The sequence below is a fragment of the Longivirga aurantiaca genome, from assembly GCF_042660085.1.
Lineage (GTDB): Bacteria > Actinomycetota > Actinomycetes > S36-B12 > CAIYMF01 > Longivirga > Longivirga aurantiaca.
This window is the reverse complement of sequence record NZ_JBHSTI010000008.1, coordinates 1,970,418-1,985,039: the sequence shown is the minus strand read 5'-3', so window position 1 is coordinate 1,985,039 and position 14,622 is coordinate 1,970,418. Positions and strand designations below refer to the sequence as shown.

At 71.8% G+C, this 14,622-nt stretch carries 15 protein-coding genes; 4 read left to right on the top strand and 11 right to left on the bottom strand.

All coding sequences use genetic code 11. The features are described 5' to 3' along the window. Nucleotides 1-22: 22 nt before the first annotated feature. The 10 genes from ACFQGU_RS13420 to ACFQGU_RS13375 form a co-directional block, all read right to left on the bottom strand. Nucleotides 23-853 carry an alpha/beta fold hydrolase gene (locus tag ACFQGU_RS13420; protein WP_386767471.1) on the bottom strand — a complete coding sequence of 277 codons (831 nt, stop codon included), beginning with the start codon at nt 851-853 and terminating at the stop codon, nt 23-25. A 64-nt stretch (nt 854-917) separates the two neighbouring features. Next, complete coding sequence (locus ACFQGU_RS13415; protein WP_386767470.1) at nt 918-1,571, bottom strand: hypothetical protein; 654 nt, start codon at nt 1,569-1,571, stop codon at nt 918-920. 50 nt (nt 1,572-1,621) lie between these two features. Further along, a complete protein-coding gene (locus tag ACFQGU_RS13410; protein ID WP_386767468.1) occupies nt 1,622-2,938 on the bottom strand; it encodes an MFS transporter in 1,317 nt (438 codons plus the stop codon). Nucleotides 2,939-2,992: 54 nt separating this feature from the next. Then, entirely contained in the window at nt 2,993-3,184 is a 192-nt protein-coding gene (locus ACFQGU_RS13405) for a hypothetical protein (protein WP_386767467.1), read from the bottom strand. Between the two features lie 83 nt (nt 3,185-3,267). Then, nucleotides 3,268-3,621, bottom strand: coding sequence for a hypothetical protein (locus ACFQGU_RS13400; RefSeq protein ID WP_386767465.1), 354 nt, complete (start codon nt 3,619-3,621; stop codon nt 3,268-3,270). Beyond that, nucleotides 3,618-4,100: a hypothetical protein gene (locus ACFQGU_RS13395; protein WP_386767463.1), complete on the bottom strand. Its 483-nt coding sequence runs from the start codon at nt 4,098-4,100 to the stop codon at nt 3,618-3,620. The genes ACFQGU_RS13400 and ACFQGU_RS13395 overlap by 4 nt, the downstream gene beginning before the upstream one ends. Before the next feature lie 9 nt (nt 4,101-4,109). Further along, nucleotides 4,110-4,514 (bottom strand): rhodanese-like domain-containing protein, encoded by a 405-nt coding sequence (locus tag ACFQGU_RS13390; protein WP_386767461.1) that lies wholly within the window; start codon nt 4,512-4,514, stop codon nt 4,110-4,112. A gap of 25 nt (nt 4,515-4,539) precedes the next feature. Further along, complete coding sequence (gene trxA / locus ACFQGU_RS13385) at nt 4,540-4,908, bottom strand: thioredoxin (protein WP_386767459.1); 369 nt, start codon at nt 4,906-4,908, stop codon at nt 4,540-4,542. A gap of 94 nt (nt 4,909-5,002) precedes the next feature. Next, nucleotides 5,003-6,730, bottom strand: a complete 1,728-nt coding sequence (locus ACFQGU_RS13380) for an NAD-dependent malic enzyme (protein ID WP_386767457.1) — start codon at nt 6,728-6,730, stop codon at nt 5,003-5,005. Nucleotides 6,731-6,803: 73 nt separating this feature from the next. Then, nucleotides 6,804-7,739, bottom strand: coding sequence for an ornithine cyclodeaminase family protein (locus ACFQGU_RS13375; protein ID WP_386767455.1), 936 nt, complete (start codon nt 7,737-7,739; stop codon nt 6,804-6,806). A 129-nt stretch (nt 7,740-7,868) separates the two neighbouring features. On the opposite strand from ACFQGU_RS13375, the gene ACFQGU_RS13370 reads away from it, so the two are divergent. From ACFQGU_RS13370 to ACFQGU_RS13355, 4 genes are all read left to right on the top strand, one after another. Further along, a complete protein-coding gene (locus tag ACFQGU_RS13370; RefSeq protein ID WP_386767453.1) occupies nt 7,869-8,315 on the top strand; it encodes a CBS domain-containing protein in 447 nt (148 codons plus the stop codon). Further along, on the top strand, nt 8,312-9,601 hold the full coding sequence (locus ACFQGU_RS13365) for an ArsB/NhaD family transporter (protein ID WP_386767451.1): 1,290 nt from the start codon (nt 8,312-8,314) through the stop codon (nt 9,599-9,601). The genes ACFQGU_RS13370 and ACFQGU_RS13365 overlap by 4 nt, the downstream gene beginning before the upstream one ends. Nucleotides 9,602-9,829: 228 nt before the next feature. Continuing rightward, nucleotides 9,830-12,535, top strand: coding sequence for a helix-turn-helix transcriptional regulator (locus ACFQGU_RS13360; RefSeq protein WP_386767449.1), 2,706 nt, complete (start codon nt 9,830-9,832; stop codon nt 12,533-12,535). Nucleotides 12,536-12,629: 94 nt separating this feature from the next. After that, nucleotides 12,630-12,953: a hypothetical protein gene (locus ACFQGU_RS13355; RefSeq protein WP_386767447.1), complete on the top strand. Its 324-nt coding sequence runs from the start codon at nt 12,630-12,632 to the stop codon at nt 12,951-12,953. A gap of 76 nt (nt 12,954-13,029) precedes the next feature. Here the strand turns inward: ACFQGU_RS13355 and glnA are convergent, their stop codons facing one another. Continuing rightward, nucleotides 13,030-14,454 (bottom strand): type I glutamate--ammonia ligase, encoded by a 1,425-nt coding sequence (gene glnA / locus ACFQGU_RS13350; protein ID WP_386767445.1) that lies wholly within the window; start codon nt 14,452-14,454, stop codon nt 13,030-13,032. Nucleotides 14,455-14,622 lie beyond the last annotated feature (168 nt).

Here is a 14,622-nt window from a genome sequence, read left to right as displayed (position 1 = left end):
ACGACGTCCGGCTCGCGAGCCGTCAGGGGCCGCGGCTGATCACGGCGACCGGGCTGCGGCCGTCGACGGGCTCCAGCGTCGAGCGCAGGGGCTCGCCCCGGACGAAGCCGCGGATCAGGTCGGCGGTCTCGCGCGGATGGCTGTAGTTGATGGCGTGCGCAGCGTCCTTGAGGACGGCGATGGTGAGGTGCTCCACCTGCATCTGCCGCACGACCTCCTTGATGCGCGCAGCCGGTGGGAGCAGCGGGTCGCGCACCCCGAGCACGGCGAGCAGCGGCTTGTCGACCTCGATGAGCGCCTGGAACGCAGGGAACTGCGTCATGGCCACGAACAGCTTGTACGTCGTCACGACGCCGAAGCTCACGTAGTCGGGCACGGCCACCGTCGCCATCGACGGTGGCTCACGCGGGGTGTCCTGCACGAGCTGCCAGATCGCACGGCCCAGGGGCTGGCTCTGCTTCCCGCCGGCCGGCGACACCATGACCGCGCGATCGAGCCGGTCGGGATGCCGCTGGGCGAAGGCGGCGAGGACCGTGCAGCCGAGCGAGTTGCCGACCACCGTCGCTCGCTCGGCACCGACGGCGTCGAGGAACGCGGCGGCGGAGTCGGCCAGCTCCGGGATGGTGAGGACGTGGTCGGGGCGAGGGCTGCGACCGAAGCCGGGCAGGTCCGGCACGTACGTCGTGAACTCGTCGGCCAGCAGTGACGCCGTCGGCACCATGTAGCTGCCGGAGATGGCGAAGCCGTGCAGATGCAGGATCACGGGGGCATCGGCCACCTCGCGGGCGCGGTGGTAGACCGGCGTGCCGCGGACCAGCGACCAGCGCCCCTCCAGGTCGGTCGATGCGCTCATCGGGCTCCCTCCCTCGTCCTGCCGCTGTAGAGCCTGCCGTGTGCCCGCGGCCCGTGTCCCGCGGTCAGAGGATGTTGATGGCCCGGGCGATGACGAGGGCGACGAGCAGCAGCGACGTCGACGACTCGACGATCATGAACAGCTTCGACCAGTGCCGCACCGCGGACACGTCGGTGGGGCTGAAGGCCGTCGAGGTGTTGAAGGACACCGCGAAGTAGTCGACGAACTGGGGGTACCACCCGTCGGCGACCAGCTGGGGCTGGTGCTGCTCGGGGAAGACGAACGCCGGGCGGACATCGGTACGACCGTGCGCGCGCGCTGCGGGGCCGCCGGCGTCCAGATGCCAGAACCAGAGCGCGAAGGCGACCATGTTGGTGAAGAGGATGATGCCGCCGATGACGAGGAGCTGGCTCGCGCTCGCGAACGGCGAGTTGTCGAGGATCCCGACCACGAGCCGGGCGGCGGCGATGATCGTCATGAGAGTGATGAACCCGATCATCGCGGTCGTGACCATCCGCAGCCACCGCACCTCGCGGTCGATGCGTCCCGGATCTCCGATCACCAGCACCAGCAGGAACACGACGAGGAACACGGGGAAGATCCAGCGGAACGACGGTGTGAGCCGGAAGTCGTCCGGGATGAACTCGTACAGACCGGCGACGGCCAGGACCGCGAGCGCCATCGGGTAGCGGCGCTCGCCCTCTCGTTCCGTGCTCATGCGCAACCTCCGCGAGCGACCGTACGCGACAGCGGCGCGGGAGCCGGGGATCAGCGCGGCGTGCCGCGCCGGGCCGCTCGGCGCCGTCGCACCACGTCGCGCATCGGCGGCACGACCACGCCGTCGGCGGCCAGCCGGGCCCGGAGGATGCGCCGGGTGCGCAGGATGCCCGCGATGCCGATCGCCCAGATCACGTACTGCGCGGAGAAGGCGATCCGGAAGCCCTCGAGCGAGTACGACTCGCCGCTGCCCGTCAGGTCGAGCAGGACGCCCACGGCCAGGATGAGGACGAGCCCGGAGAAGAAGCCGCCGACGTTGACGATGCCGGTCGCCGTCCCGATCCGGTTGGGAGGGTTGAACGTGCGCGCGAAGTCGAAACCGATCATCGACGCCGGGCCGCCGACCGCGAGGACGACGACGAGGAGCAGCAGGAGCCACCGGGGAGCGGGATCGGGAAGCACCAGCACGGCGGTCCACACGACGATCGTGGAGCCCACGATCGTGAGGACGATCCAGGAACGTCGCAGCGGGTGCCGGGCCACCGCCTCGCCGAGGAACGGTGCCGCGACGAGCCCGACGACGGTCATGACCGAGAACAGCACGCTCGCCTCGCCGCGGCTCATCCCTTGCGCCGACACGAGGAAGGGGTAGCCCCACAGCAGCAGGAACGCCACGCTCGCGAACGGCGTCGTGAAGTGCGTCCAGAGCCCGAGGCGCGTGCCCGGATGCCGCCACGCGGAGACGAGGTCGTGCCTCACCTGCGACCAGGAGGGCGAGGCCTCGTCGGTGCGGTTGCCCGTGGGGGTGTCGCGGACGACCGCGAAGGCGAGGACGGCGAACAGCACCGACAGCGACGCGGCCGACAGGAAGGCGGGCGTCCACCCGGGGCCGTGGAGCAGGGCGGCGAGCGGGATGATGCTGAGGAGCTGGCCGGACTGGCCGACGAGACCGGTCACCTGCGTCATGAGCGGCACGCGCCGGGGCGGGAACCACGCGGTGACGAGGCGCAGCACCGCGATGAACGTCATGGCGTCGCCGGCGCCGACGAGGATCCGTGCGGCGAGCGCCGCGGGGAACGACTGCGCGAGCGCCAGGCTCACCTGGCCGAGCGCCATGAGGACGGCACCGGTGACGACCAGCACGCGCGGGCCGACCCGATCGACCATGACGCCGACCGGCACCTGCATGCCGGCGTACACGAGGAGCTGGACGACGGCGAACGTGCCGAGGACCCCCGCGGACACCTCGAGGCGCGCGGCGGCGTCGAGCCCCGCGACCGAGAGCGAGGTGCGCTGGAGCACGGCCACGGTGTAGGCGCCGACAGCGACGGCCCAGATGATCCAGGCCCTTCCGCTGATGCGCTCCACCGCACCATCATCGCGCGGCGCGGGCACTTCGCCCGCGCCGCGGCGCCGGGCGGCTCAGCCGACCTTCTCCCACACGACGATGGTGTTGCCCTCCTGCATGAACACGTGCGCCATGCGGTAGCCGTTCGAGTGCCGCTCGTTGGCCACGGCGCTGAACCGCTTCATGTTCACCGAGCCCTCGTTGACCTCGATGTCGTAGTGCTCGCCGTTCTTGCTGCCGCCGCTGAAGCCGCCGATCCCGAACATGGGTTCCTCCTGGTGTGGGTGTGCTGGGGAACAGCCTGCCCACAGCAGGCGGGGTGTTGCAGGGCAATGCCCCAGGCACCCGCTCAACCAGAAGGCCGTGCCGATGCCGGTCGGTCGAGCAGCGCACCGAGCGCATCGACGCCACCGGTCCGGTAGGCCACCCAGTCGCAACCCGCGCCGCGGGCGACGGCCGACTCGAGCTCCGCCTCCCAGGTGACGAGCGCGGCAGCCGACGCGGTCTCGACGGCGGCTCCGTAGGACGTCGCGCGCTGCACGTCGCGGAGCGCCGCCCAGCGGCCCTCGGCGTACGTGATGCCCGGGACGGGCACGCCCGCACGGCTGAAGGCGCAGACGGCGGCGCCGCCCGCGAGGCAGCCGAGGGCGGTCGCCGCCTCCTCGAGAAGGGAGTCGAGCACGGCGCCCGAGGCGGGGCTCATGCGACGGGCGTGCGGTCCGGGACCGGGCAGGACCGCTCGCCCTCGAGGCGGCGCCGCAGGGCGTACGCGAGCAGTGCGATGCCGGCCACGGCGAGGAACGGCTGCACGGGTGCGAACCACTGGAGCACACCGGTGTAGCCGAGGGCCAGCAGCGCGATCTTGTTGCAGACGGGGCAGCCGACGGCGAGGTAGGTGAGGAACCCGCCCACCAGTCCCGCACGGCTGACGTCGTCGCCCGCGGACGGCGCCCCGGTGCGGACGTACGTCGCGGCCACGAGACCGGCGAGTACCGACGTCACGATGAGCGCGGGCCAGGCCCACCCCGTCACCGGCACCTCGCGTCCGAAGACCGGCGTCGGCACGAGCACCGTCGGGATGCCGACGAGGAGGACGGTGCTGATCGCCGCGAGGCCCGCGGCCGCCCAGCGGCGTCGGGGCCACTGGGCGAGCGCGGACCAGGCGGTGCGGTCGAACGGCATGCGGGGACGCTACCCGGCCACGATCGGTGCGCCGGCAGCCTGGAGGTCGGCGATGCCGCCGTCGAGGTTCACGACGCTGGTGAAGCCGGCCTCGCCCAGGGCGTCGGTCGCGAGGCCCGAGCGCCGACCGGTGCGGCAGTAGACGGCGTACGTCGTGGCCTTGTCGAGCTGCGCGATCTGCGCGTCGAACGTCGGTGCCTCGACGTCGACGTTGATCGCGCCGTCGACGTGGCCCTCGGCGAACTCGGCCGCCGTACGGACGTCGACCACCACCACGCCGGGCTCGGCGGTCTTGGTGAGGAAGTCCTGGGCGCCGACCGTGGTGACGCTGCTGCCGGCGCCGCAGCTGGTGAGGACGAGCGCGCCCACGAGGGCGACGACGGCGAGGACGAGGAGGCGGAGCGGGTTCTTCACGAGGCTCTCCGGTGCGTGTGGTGTGTCAGACGGAGGCGCTGGCCGCAGCCACCCGGGCGCGGATGTCGTCCATGTCGAGGTCGCGCACAGAGGCGATCAGCTGCTCGAAGTCCTTCTCGCGCAGGGCGCCTGCCTCGCGGTAGACGAGGATGCCGTCGCGGAACGCCATGAGCGTGGGGATGGCGGAGATCTGCGCGGCCGCGGCGAGCGACTGCTCGGCCTCGGTATCGACCTTGCCGAAGCGGATGTCGGGGTGCGTCTCCGACGCCTTCTCGAAGATCGGCGCGAACGCACGGCACGGGCCGCACCAGGAGGCCCAGAAGTCGACGAACGTGATGCCGTCGGTGGTGACGGTCTGCTCGAAGGTGTCGCCGGTGAGCGTCAGGGTGGCCATGGTGGTCCTCCAGGGGTGTCGTGGTCTCCGCCCTGCTGAACACTATACCCCCCGGGGTATATTCCCCACGCCACTCCTGGGGCGTCCGGCGCGGTCAGACGGCGTGCACCGGGTGGTAGGCGCAGCGCCACATCGCCCGATCGATAGCCGCGTCGAGGCTGTCGTCGACCGGTGCCGTCGCGACGCCGTCCGCCTTCGCCGCGCGTGCGACCGCTGCAGCGACGACGGCTGAGGTGGCACGCAGGTCGGCGACACGGGGGAGGAGCGACGCGCCGGGTCCGTGGGCGTCGGCCTTCCCCGCCACGGCCTCGGCGGCTGCGAGCAGCATGCCGTCGGTGATGCGGGCGGCGCGGGCGACGATCACGCCGAGCCCGAGACCGGGGAAGACGAGCGCGTTGTTGACCTGCGCGATCTCGTACGTGGTGCCGGCGTACGTCACGGGCGGGAAGGGGCTGCCGCTCGCGACCAGCGCGCGGCCGTCGGTCCAGGCGAGCAGGTCGGCGGGGAACGCCTCGGCGAGGACCGTCGGGTTCGACATCGGCATGATGATCGGCCGCTCGACGTGCGCGGCCATCTCGCGGACGACGTCCTCGGTGAAGGCCTGCGGACGCCCGGACGTGCCGATGAGGATCGTGGGCTGCACCCGGCGTACGACCTCGGCGAGGCTGGCGCCGCCGTACTCGGCGTCGACGTCCCAGCCGGCCACCTCGGCGACGGGCCGGGCGAACGGCTCCTGGAAGTCGCGCAGGTCGGGTCGGGCGTCGGTGAGCAGGCCGTGCCGTCCGACGCACCAGAACTGGCGGGTGGCGACGTCCTTCGGCACACCGGCGACGACCATCGCGTCGCGGATCTGGTCGGCGATGCCGATGCCCGCGGTTCCGGAGCCGTAGACGACGACGCGGTGCTCCGACAGCGGCACGCCGCTGACGTCGCTCGCGGACAGGACGGCCGCGAGGCTGACCGCGCCGGTGCCCTGCATGTCGTCGTTGAACGTGAGGGCCTCGTCGCGGTAGCGGTCGAGGATGCGGCGCGCGTTGGACGTGCCGAAGTCCTCCCAGTGCAGGATCGCGTGGGGGAAGAGCGCTTTAGCCGCGGTGACGTAGCGGTCGATGAAGGCGTCGTACTCCTCGCGGCCGATGCGCGGCTTGGCGACCCCGAGGTAGAGCGGGTCGTCGAGCAGCTCCTGCCGGTCGGTGCCGACGTCGAGCATCACGGCGAGGGTGCGCGCGGGATTGATGCCGGCCGCCGCGGTGTAGACGTTGAGCTTGCCGACCGCGATCTCGATACCGCCGACGCCCCAGTCGCCGATGCCGAGGATGCCCTCGGCGTCGGTGGCGATGATGAGGTCGACGTCGTCGGGCGCGCGACCGGTCGCGAGCAGCGCGTCCTCCATGCTGTGCGGGTCCTCGACCGAGAGGTAGACGCCGCGCGGGCGGCGGTACTCGTGGCTGTAGCGCTGGATCGCCTCGCCGACCGTGGGCGTGTAGACGATCGGCAGCATCTCGGGCAGGTGCCGGCCGAGCAGGCGGAAGAACAGCACCTCGTTGCGGTCGTGCAGCGCCGTGAGGAAGACGTTCTTCGCGAGGTCGGTGGGCTGGTCGAGGTACTGCCGGTAGGCGCGGCTCTCCTGCTGGTCGAGGGTGAGCACACGCGGCGGCAGCAGGCCGACGAGTCCGAGCCGCTCGCGCTCCTCGGTGCTGAACGCCGTGCCCTTGTTGAGCCGTGGCTCGGCCAGGACCGCGCGTCCGCGCAGCGTGGTCTCCCACGCGTCGGAGTCGGAGTTCCAGCGGATGACGTGCTCGGGCTCGGTTCGCGTGGTCACCTCTCGACCGTAGGCCGGTCGGGCGGGGGACGTGCGGCTTCGCGACGTGATCCTGCAGACACCCTGGGGGGTATTACTCCGCCGCGCCCGTGCCGGGGCGACGCCCGTCGCGTGCGACCACGGCCTCCGCGACGGCGAGGTCCTCCCACGCCATGCCGACCGTCTTGACCACGAGCGGCCTGTCGCGAGGCGGGGAGATCGTGCCGAGCACGAGGTCGCGCATGCTCACGAGGGTGGCTGCGTCCAGCGCGCCCTCGGCGACCGCGAGCACGACGTCGCCGGCCTCGCGCAGGGCCGTCGCCACGTCCTCGACCACGACGCTCGACCTGCCGAGCAGCGCGCCGTCGAGCTCGCGGGCGTCCGGCTCGTACGCCCCGACCGCGACGACGATCGCGTCGTCGCGCACGTCCTCGCTGCGCAGCACCGGGATGCGCGCGCTGGTCGCGCACACGACGACATCGGCCTCGCGCAGGCGTCGGCGGGCATCGGCGCTGCCGAGCGCCACACCCTCGACCGACGCGCGGGCGGGATCGCGCACGAGGTACGTCGCTCCCGCGAGCGGCCGGACCGCCTCGAACGCCGCGACATGACCCTGGGCCTGCGGGCCGTGCCCGATCACAGCCACGTGCAACGGCCGGTCGGGGAGCTGGTGGAGCACGGAGGCCACCGAGACGGCCGGGGTGCGGAGCGTGGTCAGCGCGGTGCCGTCGAGAACGGCGGTCGGCACGAGCGTCGCGCGGTCGAAGAGCAGGTACTGCGCGTGCACCAGGGGGAGGCCGCGCGCCGGGTTGCCGGGGGCGACCGTCACCACCTTGATGCCCGTGGCGGTCGTCGTCTCGGCCGGCATGAGCAGCATCTGCCCATGGGCGAGGTCGACGCTGCTGCGTGCGGGCCCGATCGCGGGGTCCAGGCCGTCGCGCAGCGCGCGCACGATCGCGTCCGTGGCAGCGGCGTACCCGAGAGCCAGCACGGACTCGGCGTCGAAGCAGGCCAGGGCGGGCGACGTCATGCCGGCACCTCCTCGGGCTCGCGGTCGGCACGCGACTCAACCACGCCCCGGCTGCGGCGTCCATGACGCCCCGAGTCCCGTCTCCGACGAGCTGCCACGCTTGAGGGCGGTGTGCGGCAGACTCGCGGCGTGCGAGCCCGAGACATCGTCGTACCGGCACCGGTGGTCGCTACCGGCCAGCCGTTGACCGACGCGCTGCGCGCCCTCGTTTCCGCCGGGCTTCCCGGCCTGGTGGTGGACGCGGGCGGTCGCTTCCTCGTGATCCCGGCGTCGCAGGTGCTCCGGGTCGCGCTGCCGACCTACGTGCGCGACGACCCCTCGCTCGCACGTGTCTGGGACGAGTCGTCGGCTGACGCCCTCTCGGCAACTCTCGGCACGCTGACCGTGGCCGACCTCGTGCGAGCGCTCGACCGGCCCGAGCGCGCCCCTGACACCGCGGTGGACGGCGATGCCACCGTGGTGGAGATCGCCGCGGTGATGTCCGCCGCCCATGTGCCGCTCGTCGCCGTCGTGGACGCCGGACGGTTCCTCGGCGTCGTGACCGTCAACGGCCTGGTCGATCGACTCATCGCATGACCCCGATCGCCTGGGCGGCCGTCGGCCTCTTCGTCGGCGTCTACATCCTCATCGCGACCGAGCGGATCCACCGGGTGGCGGCGGCGCTCGGGGGAGCCGCGCTCGTGCTCGGCTTCGGGGTCGTCCGGTCCGAGGAGGCCTTCTACTCGCGCGAGACCGGCATCGACTGGGACGTCATCTTCCTGCTGCTCGGGATGATGCTCGTGGTGGGCGTGATCCGGCGGACGGGGGTGTTCGAGTTCCTCGCCATCCGGTCGGCGAAGCTCGCCCGCGGGCGGCCCTACCGCGTGCTCGTGCTGCTGGTGCTCGTGACCGCCGGCGCCTCGGCGCTCCTGGACAACGTCACCACCGTGCTGCTCGTGGCGCCCGTGACGCTCCTCGTCTGCGACCGCCTCGGCCTCAACCCGGTGCCGTTCCTCATCGCGGAGGCGCTCGCCTCGAACATCGGTGGCACCGCGACCCTGGTAGGTGACCCGCCCAACATCATCATCGCCAGCCGGGCCGGGCTCACCTTCGCCGACTTCCTCGTGCACCTGGCACCGATCGTGCTCGTGATCCTCGGCGCCTTCCTGCTGCTGGCGAGATTCCTCTTCCGGTCGGCGCTCGTGGGTGACCCGACGAGAGCCGATGCCCTGATGGCGCTCGACGAGCGCGAGGCCATCACCGACCACCGCCTCCTGCGGCGCAGCGGCGTGGTGCTCGCGCTGATCCTGGTCGGGTTCCTGCTGCAGCGGCAGACGGGCGTCGCCCCGTCCGTGGTCGCGATCGTGGGGGCCGGAGTGCTGATCCTGCTGTCGCCGCTGCGGCCGCAGGACCTCGTGGCCGACGTGGAGTGGGAGACGCTCCTGTTCTTCATGGGGCTCTTCGTCCTCGTGGGCGCGCTCGTGCACGTGGGCGCACTGGAGGCGCTGGCCGACGTCGTGGCCCGTACCACCGGCGGTGAGGTGGGGCCGACGCTCACCCTGATGCTCGTTGCGTCGGCGGTGATCTCCGCCGTCGTGGACAACATCCCGTACGTGGCCGCGATGTCGCCTGTCGTGGAGTCCCTGGTGACGACGTACCCTGCGCTCGGCCAGGACGGCGCTCTGTGGTGGGCACTGGCCCTCGGGGCGGACCTCGGCGGCAACGCGACCCTCGTCGGCGCGAGTGCCAACGTCGTCATCGTGGGCATCGCGGCGCGCAACGGCCTGCACATCTCGTTCGTGCAGTGGCTGAAGTACGGCGTGCCCACGGCCGCGATGTCGATCGCCATCTGCGTGCCGTACCTGCTCCTTCGCTACGCCTGACCGTAGGCCAGGAACGGCGGAAGGCCCGCCCCCACGCGGGGAGCGGACCTTCCTGATGAACGCGGTGGCCCCGTGAGTACGGCCCATATGCCTGGCGTGGGCGCGGCCGCGTGAGGGCGCCGCTCGCGAGGAGGGAGTCGTGGTCGGCCGAGTGCGTGAGCGGGCGCAGGCATGCGGTGCATCGCCGGCCGTCGCGCAACGCCCGGCCCGGGTGCGCGAGGATCGGGTGTGGTCGTGGGGAGGGCCGAGGAGCTCCTGGCGCTGACCGGCCTGGTCGATGCCGCCGTCGCAGGCCGTGCCGGTGCCGTCGTCGTGGTAGGCGAGGCGGGCGTGGGCAAGAGCGCTCTCCTCGACGAGTTGGCGGGAACGGCGCGCGCCCGCGGCATCCGTACGGTCGAGGTCGTCGGTGTTCCTGCGGAGAAGGGGATCCCGGGTGCCGCGCTCGCGGTGCTCGCGACCAGGCTCGCGGACGCAGGGTCACCCCCGGAGGCCGTGGAGCCGCTGACCCGGACAGGGAGTCCCGACCCGACCGCGCTCCTGGAGGTCCTGTCCCGTCTCGACGGCACGACGCTGCTCGTCGCGGACGACTTGCACTGGTGGGACGCGCCGTCGAAGGTGGCGCTGGTGTTCGCCGCCCGGCGGCTCGCATGCGACCCCGTGGCCATCATCGGTGCGGGAAGGACCGAGCTCATGGACGACCGAGGGATCGCGAGCCTGCCACGGCTTGACGTCGGCCCGGTGCCGCTGACGCAAGCCGGCGAGCTCGCCCGCACGGTCGCGAGCGGCACGGCGGACGACGTCGCGCAGGCGGTATGGCGCGCGGTGGAGGGCAACACCCTGGCGGTGCTGGAGGCGGTGGTCCGGCTCGACGCCGATGAGCGGGCCGGCCGCACACGGCTTCCGGACGACCTCCGGGTGGGATCAGGTGTCGTGGAGCGCTGGGCCGCCGATGTCCAGCTGCTGCCGTACGCCACCCGTCGGGCACTGGTCGTCCTCGCGGTGACGGGCGAGGAGGACCCTGTCGATGCCGCGCTGGCCGAATCCGGCAGCTCGCGCGCCGACCTGGAGCCTGCGGAGCGCGCGGGGCTCGTGGTGGTCCGTGGCTCTCGGCCACGGTTCGGGCACCCGTTGGCACGTGTCGCGGTCCTCGCCCAGGCATCCCCCTACGAGGTGCGCGATGCGCACGCCGCCGCGCTCGCCGCCGTCTCGGTCCTGGCGCCCACCGCACGGCGGGTGCACCGGCGCGCCTGCCACCGGGCAGCCGCCGCGCTCGCACCGGATGCCGAACTCACACGGTCGCTCTGCGAGGACGCCGCAGCCCTCGAACGACTCGGGGCCAAGCGATCCGCCGCCGACGTGCTGGAGCTGGCTGCCGCGACTGAGGCGGACGCGGAGGTCGCGGCGCAGATGCTGTGCAGGGCTTCCTCGATGGCGCTCGACGACTTCGACGACGGCGCGGCTGCGAGGATCGCGTTCGTCGGGCTGTCGCGCGAGCCCGCGCCTACGACACGGGGTCGTCTCCTGCGCATCGCCGGGCTAGCCACCGCCCGGGTGTCGGATGCCCCGCTCGGCTGCCGTCTGCTCCGGGAGTCGCTCGACCTCCTGGATGGCGACGAGCGGCGTGAGGCGGTGCGTGACCTGATCTTCGCGCAGGACATCACCTCGGAGCGCCAGGTGGAGATCCCTGTGCTGGCGGCGGAGCTCGGCCCCCTCGCCGAGCTCGCGCCGATCGACCGCCTCCTGGTGGCGCACGCGTACGACCACGAGGTGGGCGACCTCGACACGAGGCCGCACCTGCAGAGCGCGTTCGCGACGATCACGGTGCATGAGGCGACTGCGACAGGTTGGGCGACGGAGTCGGTGGTGAACGCCGGCCTCGACGTCGGCCTCGAGGTGAGCGGTCCGGTGCTGCGCGAGGTCGTGTCGGCCCTGGTCGCTTCAGGCGACCCGCGCCGGCGGCTGGACGGGATCGGGATCGACCTTCTGGTGTCGTTCTGGGAGGGGCGCTGGGACGAGCTGGAGAGTGAGATCGACGAGACCGTCGAGCTGTCGCTGGCGCTCGGCCGGGCGGACCTCTACTCCGATGCCATGAGGCTCCAGCTGTGCAGCAGAAGGGCGGATGAGCGGCTGTTCGCTCCGACGCTCGAGCGCGCCGAGAAGGTCATGGGCGAGGCCGGCATGGACTTCTGGACGGGCGCCCTCCCCGGGGAGCGGGCGATGCTCGCGCTCAGCCTCGGCCGGCCGGAGGAGGCGCGCGAGCTGCTGGCCTCGGAGCGTCTCGACTCGATGGTCCGCCTCGTCCCGCACACGGTGTACGCCGACCACCTGGTCACGCTCGTAGAGCTGCTCGCGGATGGAGGTGAGGTCGAGGCGGCTGCGGGGGAGCGGGACCGCCTGATCGCGCTCCTTCAGCCGACGACGAGCTTGCTCGGCGAGGGGTTCATCGACCGCGCATGTGCTGCCCTGGCCCCGGACCCGCAGGCGCACGAGCTGTTCTGCCGGGCGGAGGAGCGCATCGGTGGCGGCGTGCATGTCTTCGAGCTGGCGATGACGCGCCTCCGGCACGCACGGTGGCTGCGCCGACGTCGTCGGCGGGGCGAGGCAGCAGCCAGGCTGCAACGGGCACGGTCCGTCTTCCTCGACCTCGGCTGCGCCACGTGGGCGCAGACCTGCGCGGACGAGCTCGCGGCCGTCGGGGCCGGTGTCGCACGGCGCGACCGCTACGACGTGTCGGGGAGCCTCACGGCCCAGGAACGCCGGGTGGCCGAGGCCGTCGCCGAGGGCATCACGAACGACGACGTCGCGCGCAGGCTGTTCCTCTCGCCGCGCACGGTCGAGGTCCACCTCACGCACGTGTACCGCAAGCTCGGCGTCCGGGGGCGCAGCGAGCTCGTGCGGATGATGGCATCGGCGCCTGCCGGTGGGCCGCTGTGAGGGCGGAAGGTTAGGGGTTCCCCCGATTTCCCGGTTCGTCGTCCTGAGCAGCGTGGCAGCTGCAGGAGGACAGGAACCCATCGAGGGGGTCGTCATGAGCACCACGCTGCACACGCCGTCCATCCAGCACGGCACGCTCGCGAAGGCGGCGCTCTGGATGGCGCTGCTCGCTCTCGCCGTCGCTGTCGCCGGGCTCGCGGTCGCCGTCGCGAACGCGCCGATGCTCGCGGGGCCGACCACCGCGGGCACGCACGAGGTCGTGCGTATCGACACCACGGACAAGGTCGCCGGCGGCTTCGTGCGTCCGTTCGAGACGCGGATCGAACCTGCCGCGATCTCCACGCCGCAAGGGCCGGCTCTGCCCGCGGAGTACCAGGACCAGCCTGACGCCCACCTGAAGCACGGGCCGGTGTTCTGACCGGGTGCGCCGCCCCCGGACGGCGGAAGGCCCGCCCCCGGGGAGCGGGCCTTCCGGGTGTCCGGGTGGGTACGGCTCAGATGTCGTAGTAGAGCTCGAACTCGTGCGGGTGCGGACGGAGGCGGATGGGGTCGACCTCCATCGTGCGCTTGAACTCGATCCACGTCTCGATGAGGTCGGGCGTGAAGACGCCGCCCTCGAGGAGGAAGTCGTGGTCGGCCTCGAGCGCGTCGAGCACCTCGGTCAGCGACGCGGGCACCTGCGGGATCGCGGCGGCCTCGTCCGGCGGGAGCTCGTAGAGGTCCTTGTCGACCGGCTGCGGCGGCTCGATCTTGTTCTTGATGCCGTCCAGGCCGGCCATGAGCATCGCCGCGAACGCGAGGTACGGGTTGCTCGACGGGTCGGGGCAGCGGAACTCGATGCGCTTGGCCTTCGGGTTCGAGCCGGTGATCGGGATGCGGATGCAGGCGGAGCGGTTGCGCTGGCTGTAGACCAGGTTGACCGGCGCCTCGTAGCCCGGCACCAGACGGTGGTACGAGTTCACCGTCGGGTTGGTGAAGGCGAGCAGCGACGGCGCGTGCTTGAGCAGGCCGCCGATGTACCAGCGGGCCATGTCCGAGAGGCCGCCGTACCCGAGCTCGTCGTAGAACAGCGGGACGCCGTCCTTCCAGAGCGACTGGTGCACGTGCATGCCCGAGCCGTTGTCGCCGAAGAGCGGCTTCGGCATGAAGGTCACGGTCTTGCCGGCGTGCCAGGCGACGTTCTTGATGACGTACTTGAACTTCATGACGTCGTCGGCGGCCTGGAGCAGCGTGTCGAAGCGGTAGTTGATCTCCTGCTGACCGGCGGTGCCCACCTCGTGGTGAGCGCGCTCGACCGAGAGGCCGACCTGCTCGAGGCCGAGGACCATCGCGTCGCGGAGGTCGGCGAAGTGGTCGACCGGCGGGACGGGGAAGTAGCCGCCCTTGTAGCGGGGCTTGTAGCCGCGGTTGCCGCCCTCCTCGGAGCGGCCGGTGTTCCAGGCGCCCTCGACGGAGTCGATGAAGTAGTAGCCGGCGTTCTGCTTGGTCTCGAAGCGGACGTCGTCGAAGATGTAGAACTCGGCCTCGGGGGCGAAGAACGCGGTGTCCGCGATGCCCGTCGTGGCGAGGTAGGCCTCGGCCTTGGCAGCCACGTTGCGCGGGTCGCGCGAGTAGGGCTCACCGGTGAACGGGTCCTGGATGGAGAAGTTGATGACGAGCGTCTTCTCCTTGCGGAACGGGTCGAGGAACGCCGTCTTCACGTCCGGCACGATCTTCATGTCCGACTCGTGGATGGCCTGGAAGCCACGGATCGACGAACCGTCGAACATCTGACCTTCGGTGAACAGCGCCTCGTCGACCGACTTCGCCGGAACGTTGAAGTGCTGCATCACGCCGGGCAGGTCGCAGAAGCGCACGTCGACGAAGACAACGTCCTCGTCCTGGATGAACCGGAGCACTTCCTCCGCGTTCTTGAACATCCATCCTCCTCGCGGGGTCCCCGGCTGAGCCGACGGACTGTGGGGGCATCACTGGCAGCTGCGACGGGCTCGCCTCAGCGTTCACGGGGAACCTACGGGGGCGGGATTTCCCGTCGGTGTCCCGATTGTTTCGACCTTGTTTCCGAGCGTGACAGCCGCGAAAAGTGG

Coding starts and splice junctions, on each gene's coding strand:
- glnA (WP_386767445.1), bottom strand. CDS start 14,454: ATGTTCAAGAACGCGGAGGAAGTGCTCCGGTTCATCCAGGACGAGGAC.
- trxA (WP_386767459.1), bottom strand. CDS start 4,908: ATGGCCACCCTGACGCTCACCGGCGACACCTTCGAGCAGACCGTCACC.
- ACFQGU_RS13365 (WP_386767451.1), top strand. CDS start 8,312: ATGACCCCGATCGCCTGGGCGGCCGTCGGCCTCTTCGTCGGCGTCTAC.
- ACFQGU_RS13355 (WP_386767447.1), top strand. CDS start 12,630: ATGAGCACCACGCTGCACACGCCGTCCATCCAGCACGGCACGCTCGCG.
- ACFQGU_RS13400 (WP_386767465.1), bottom strand. CDS start 3,621: ATGAGCCCCGCCTCGGGCGCCGTGCTCGACTCCCTTCTCGAGGAGGCG.
- ACFQGU_RS13395 (WP_386767463.1), bottom strand. CDS start 4,100: ATGCCGTTCGACCGCACCGCCTGGTCCGCGCTCGCCCAGTGGCCCCGA.
- ACFQGU_RS13420 (WP_386767471.1), bottom strand. CDS start 853: ATGAGCGCATCGACCGACCTGGAGGGGCGCTGGTCGCTGGTCCGCGGC.
- ACFQGU_RS13405 (WP_386767467.1), bottom strand. CDS start 3,184: ATGTTCGGGATCGGCGGCTTCAGCGGCGGCAGCAAGAACGGCGAGCAC.
- ACFQGU_RS13415 (WP_386767470.1), bottom strand. CDS start 1,571: ATGAGCACGGAACGAGAGGGCGAGCGCCGCTACCCGATGGCGCTCGCG.
- ACFQGU_RS13375 (WP_386767455.1), bottom strand. CDS start 7,739: ATGACGTCGCCCGCCCTGGCCTGCTTCGACGCCGAGTCCGTGCTGGCT.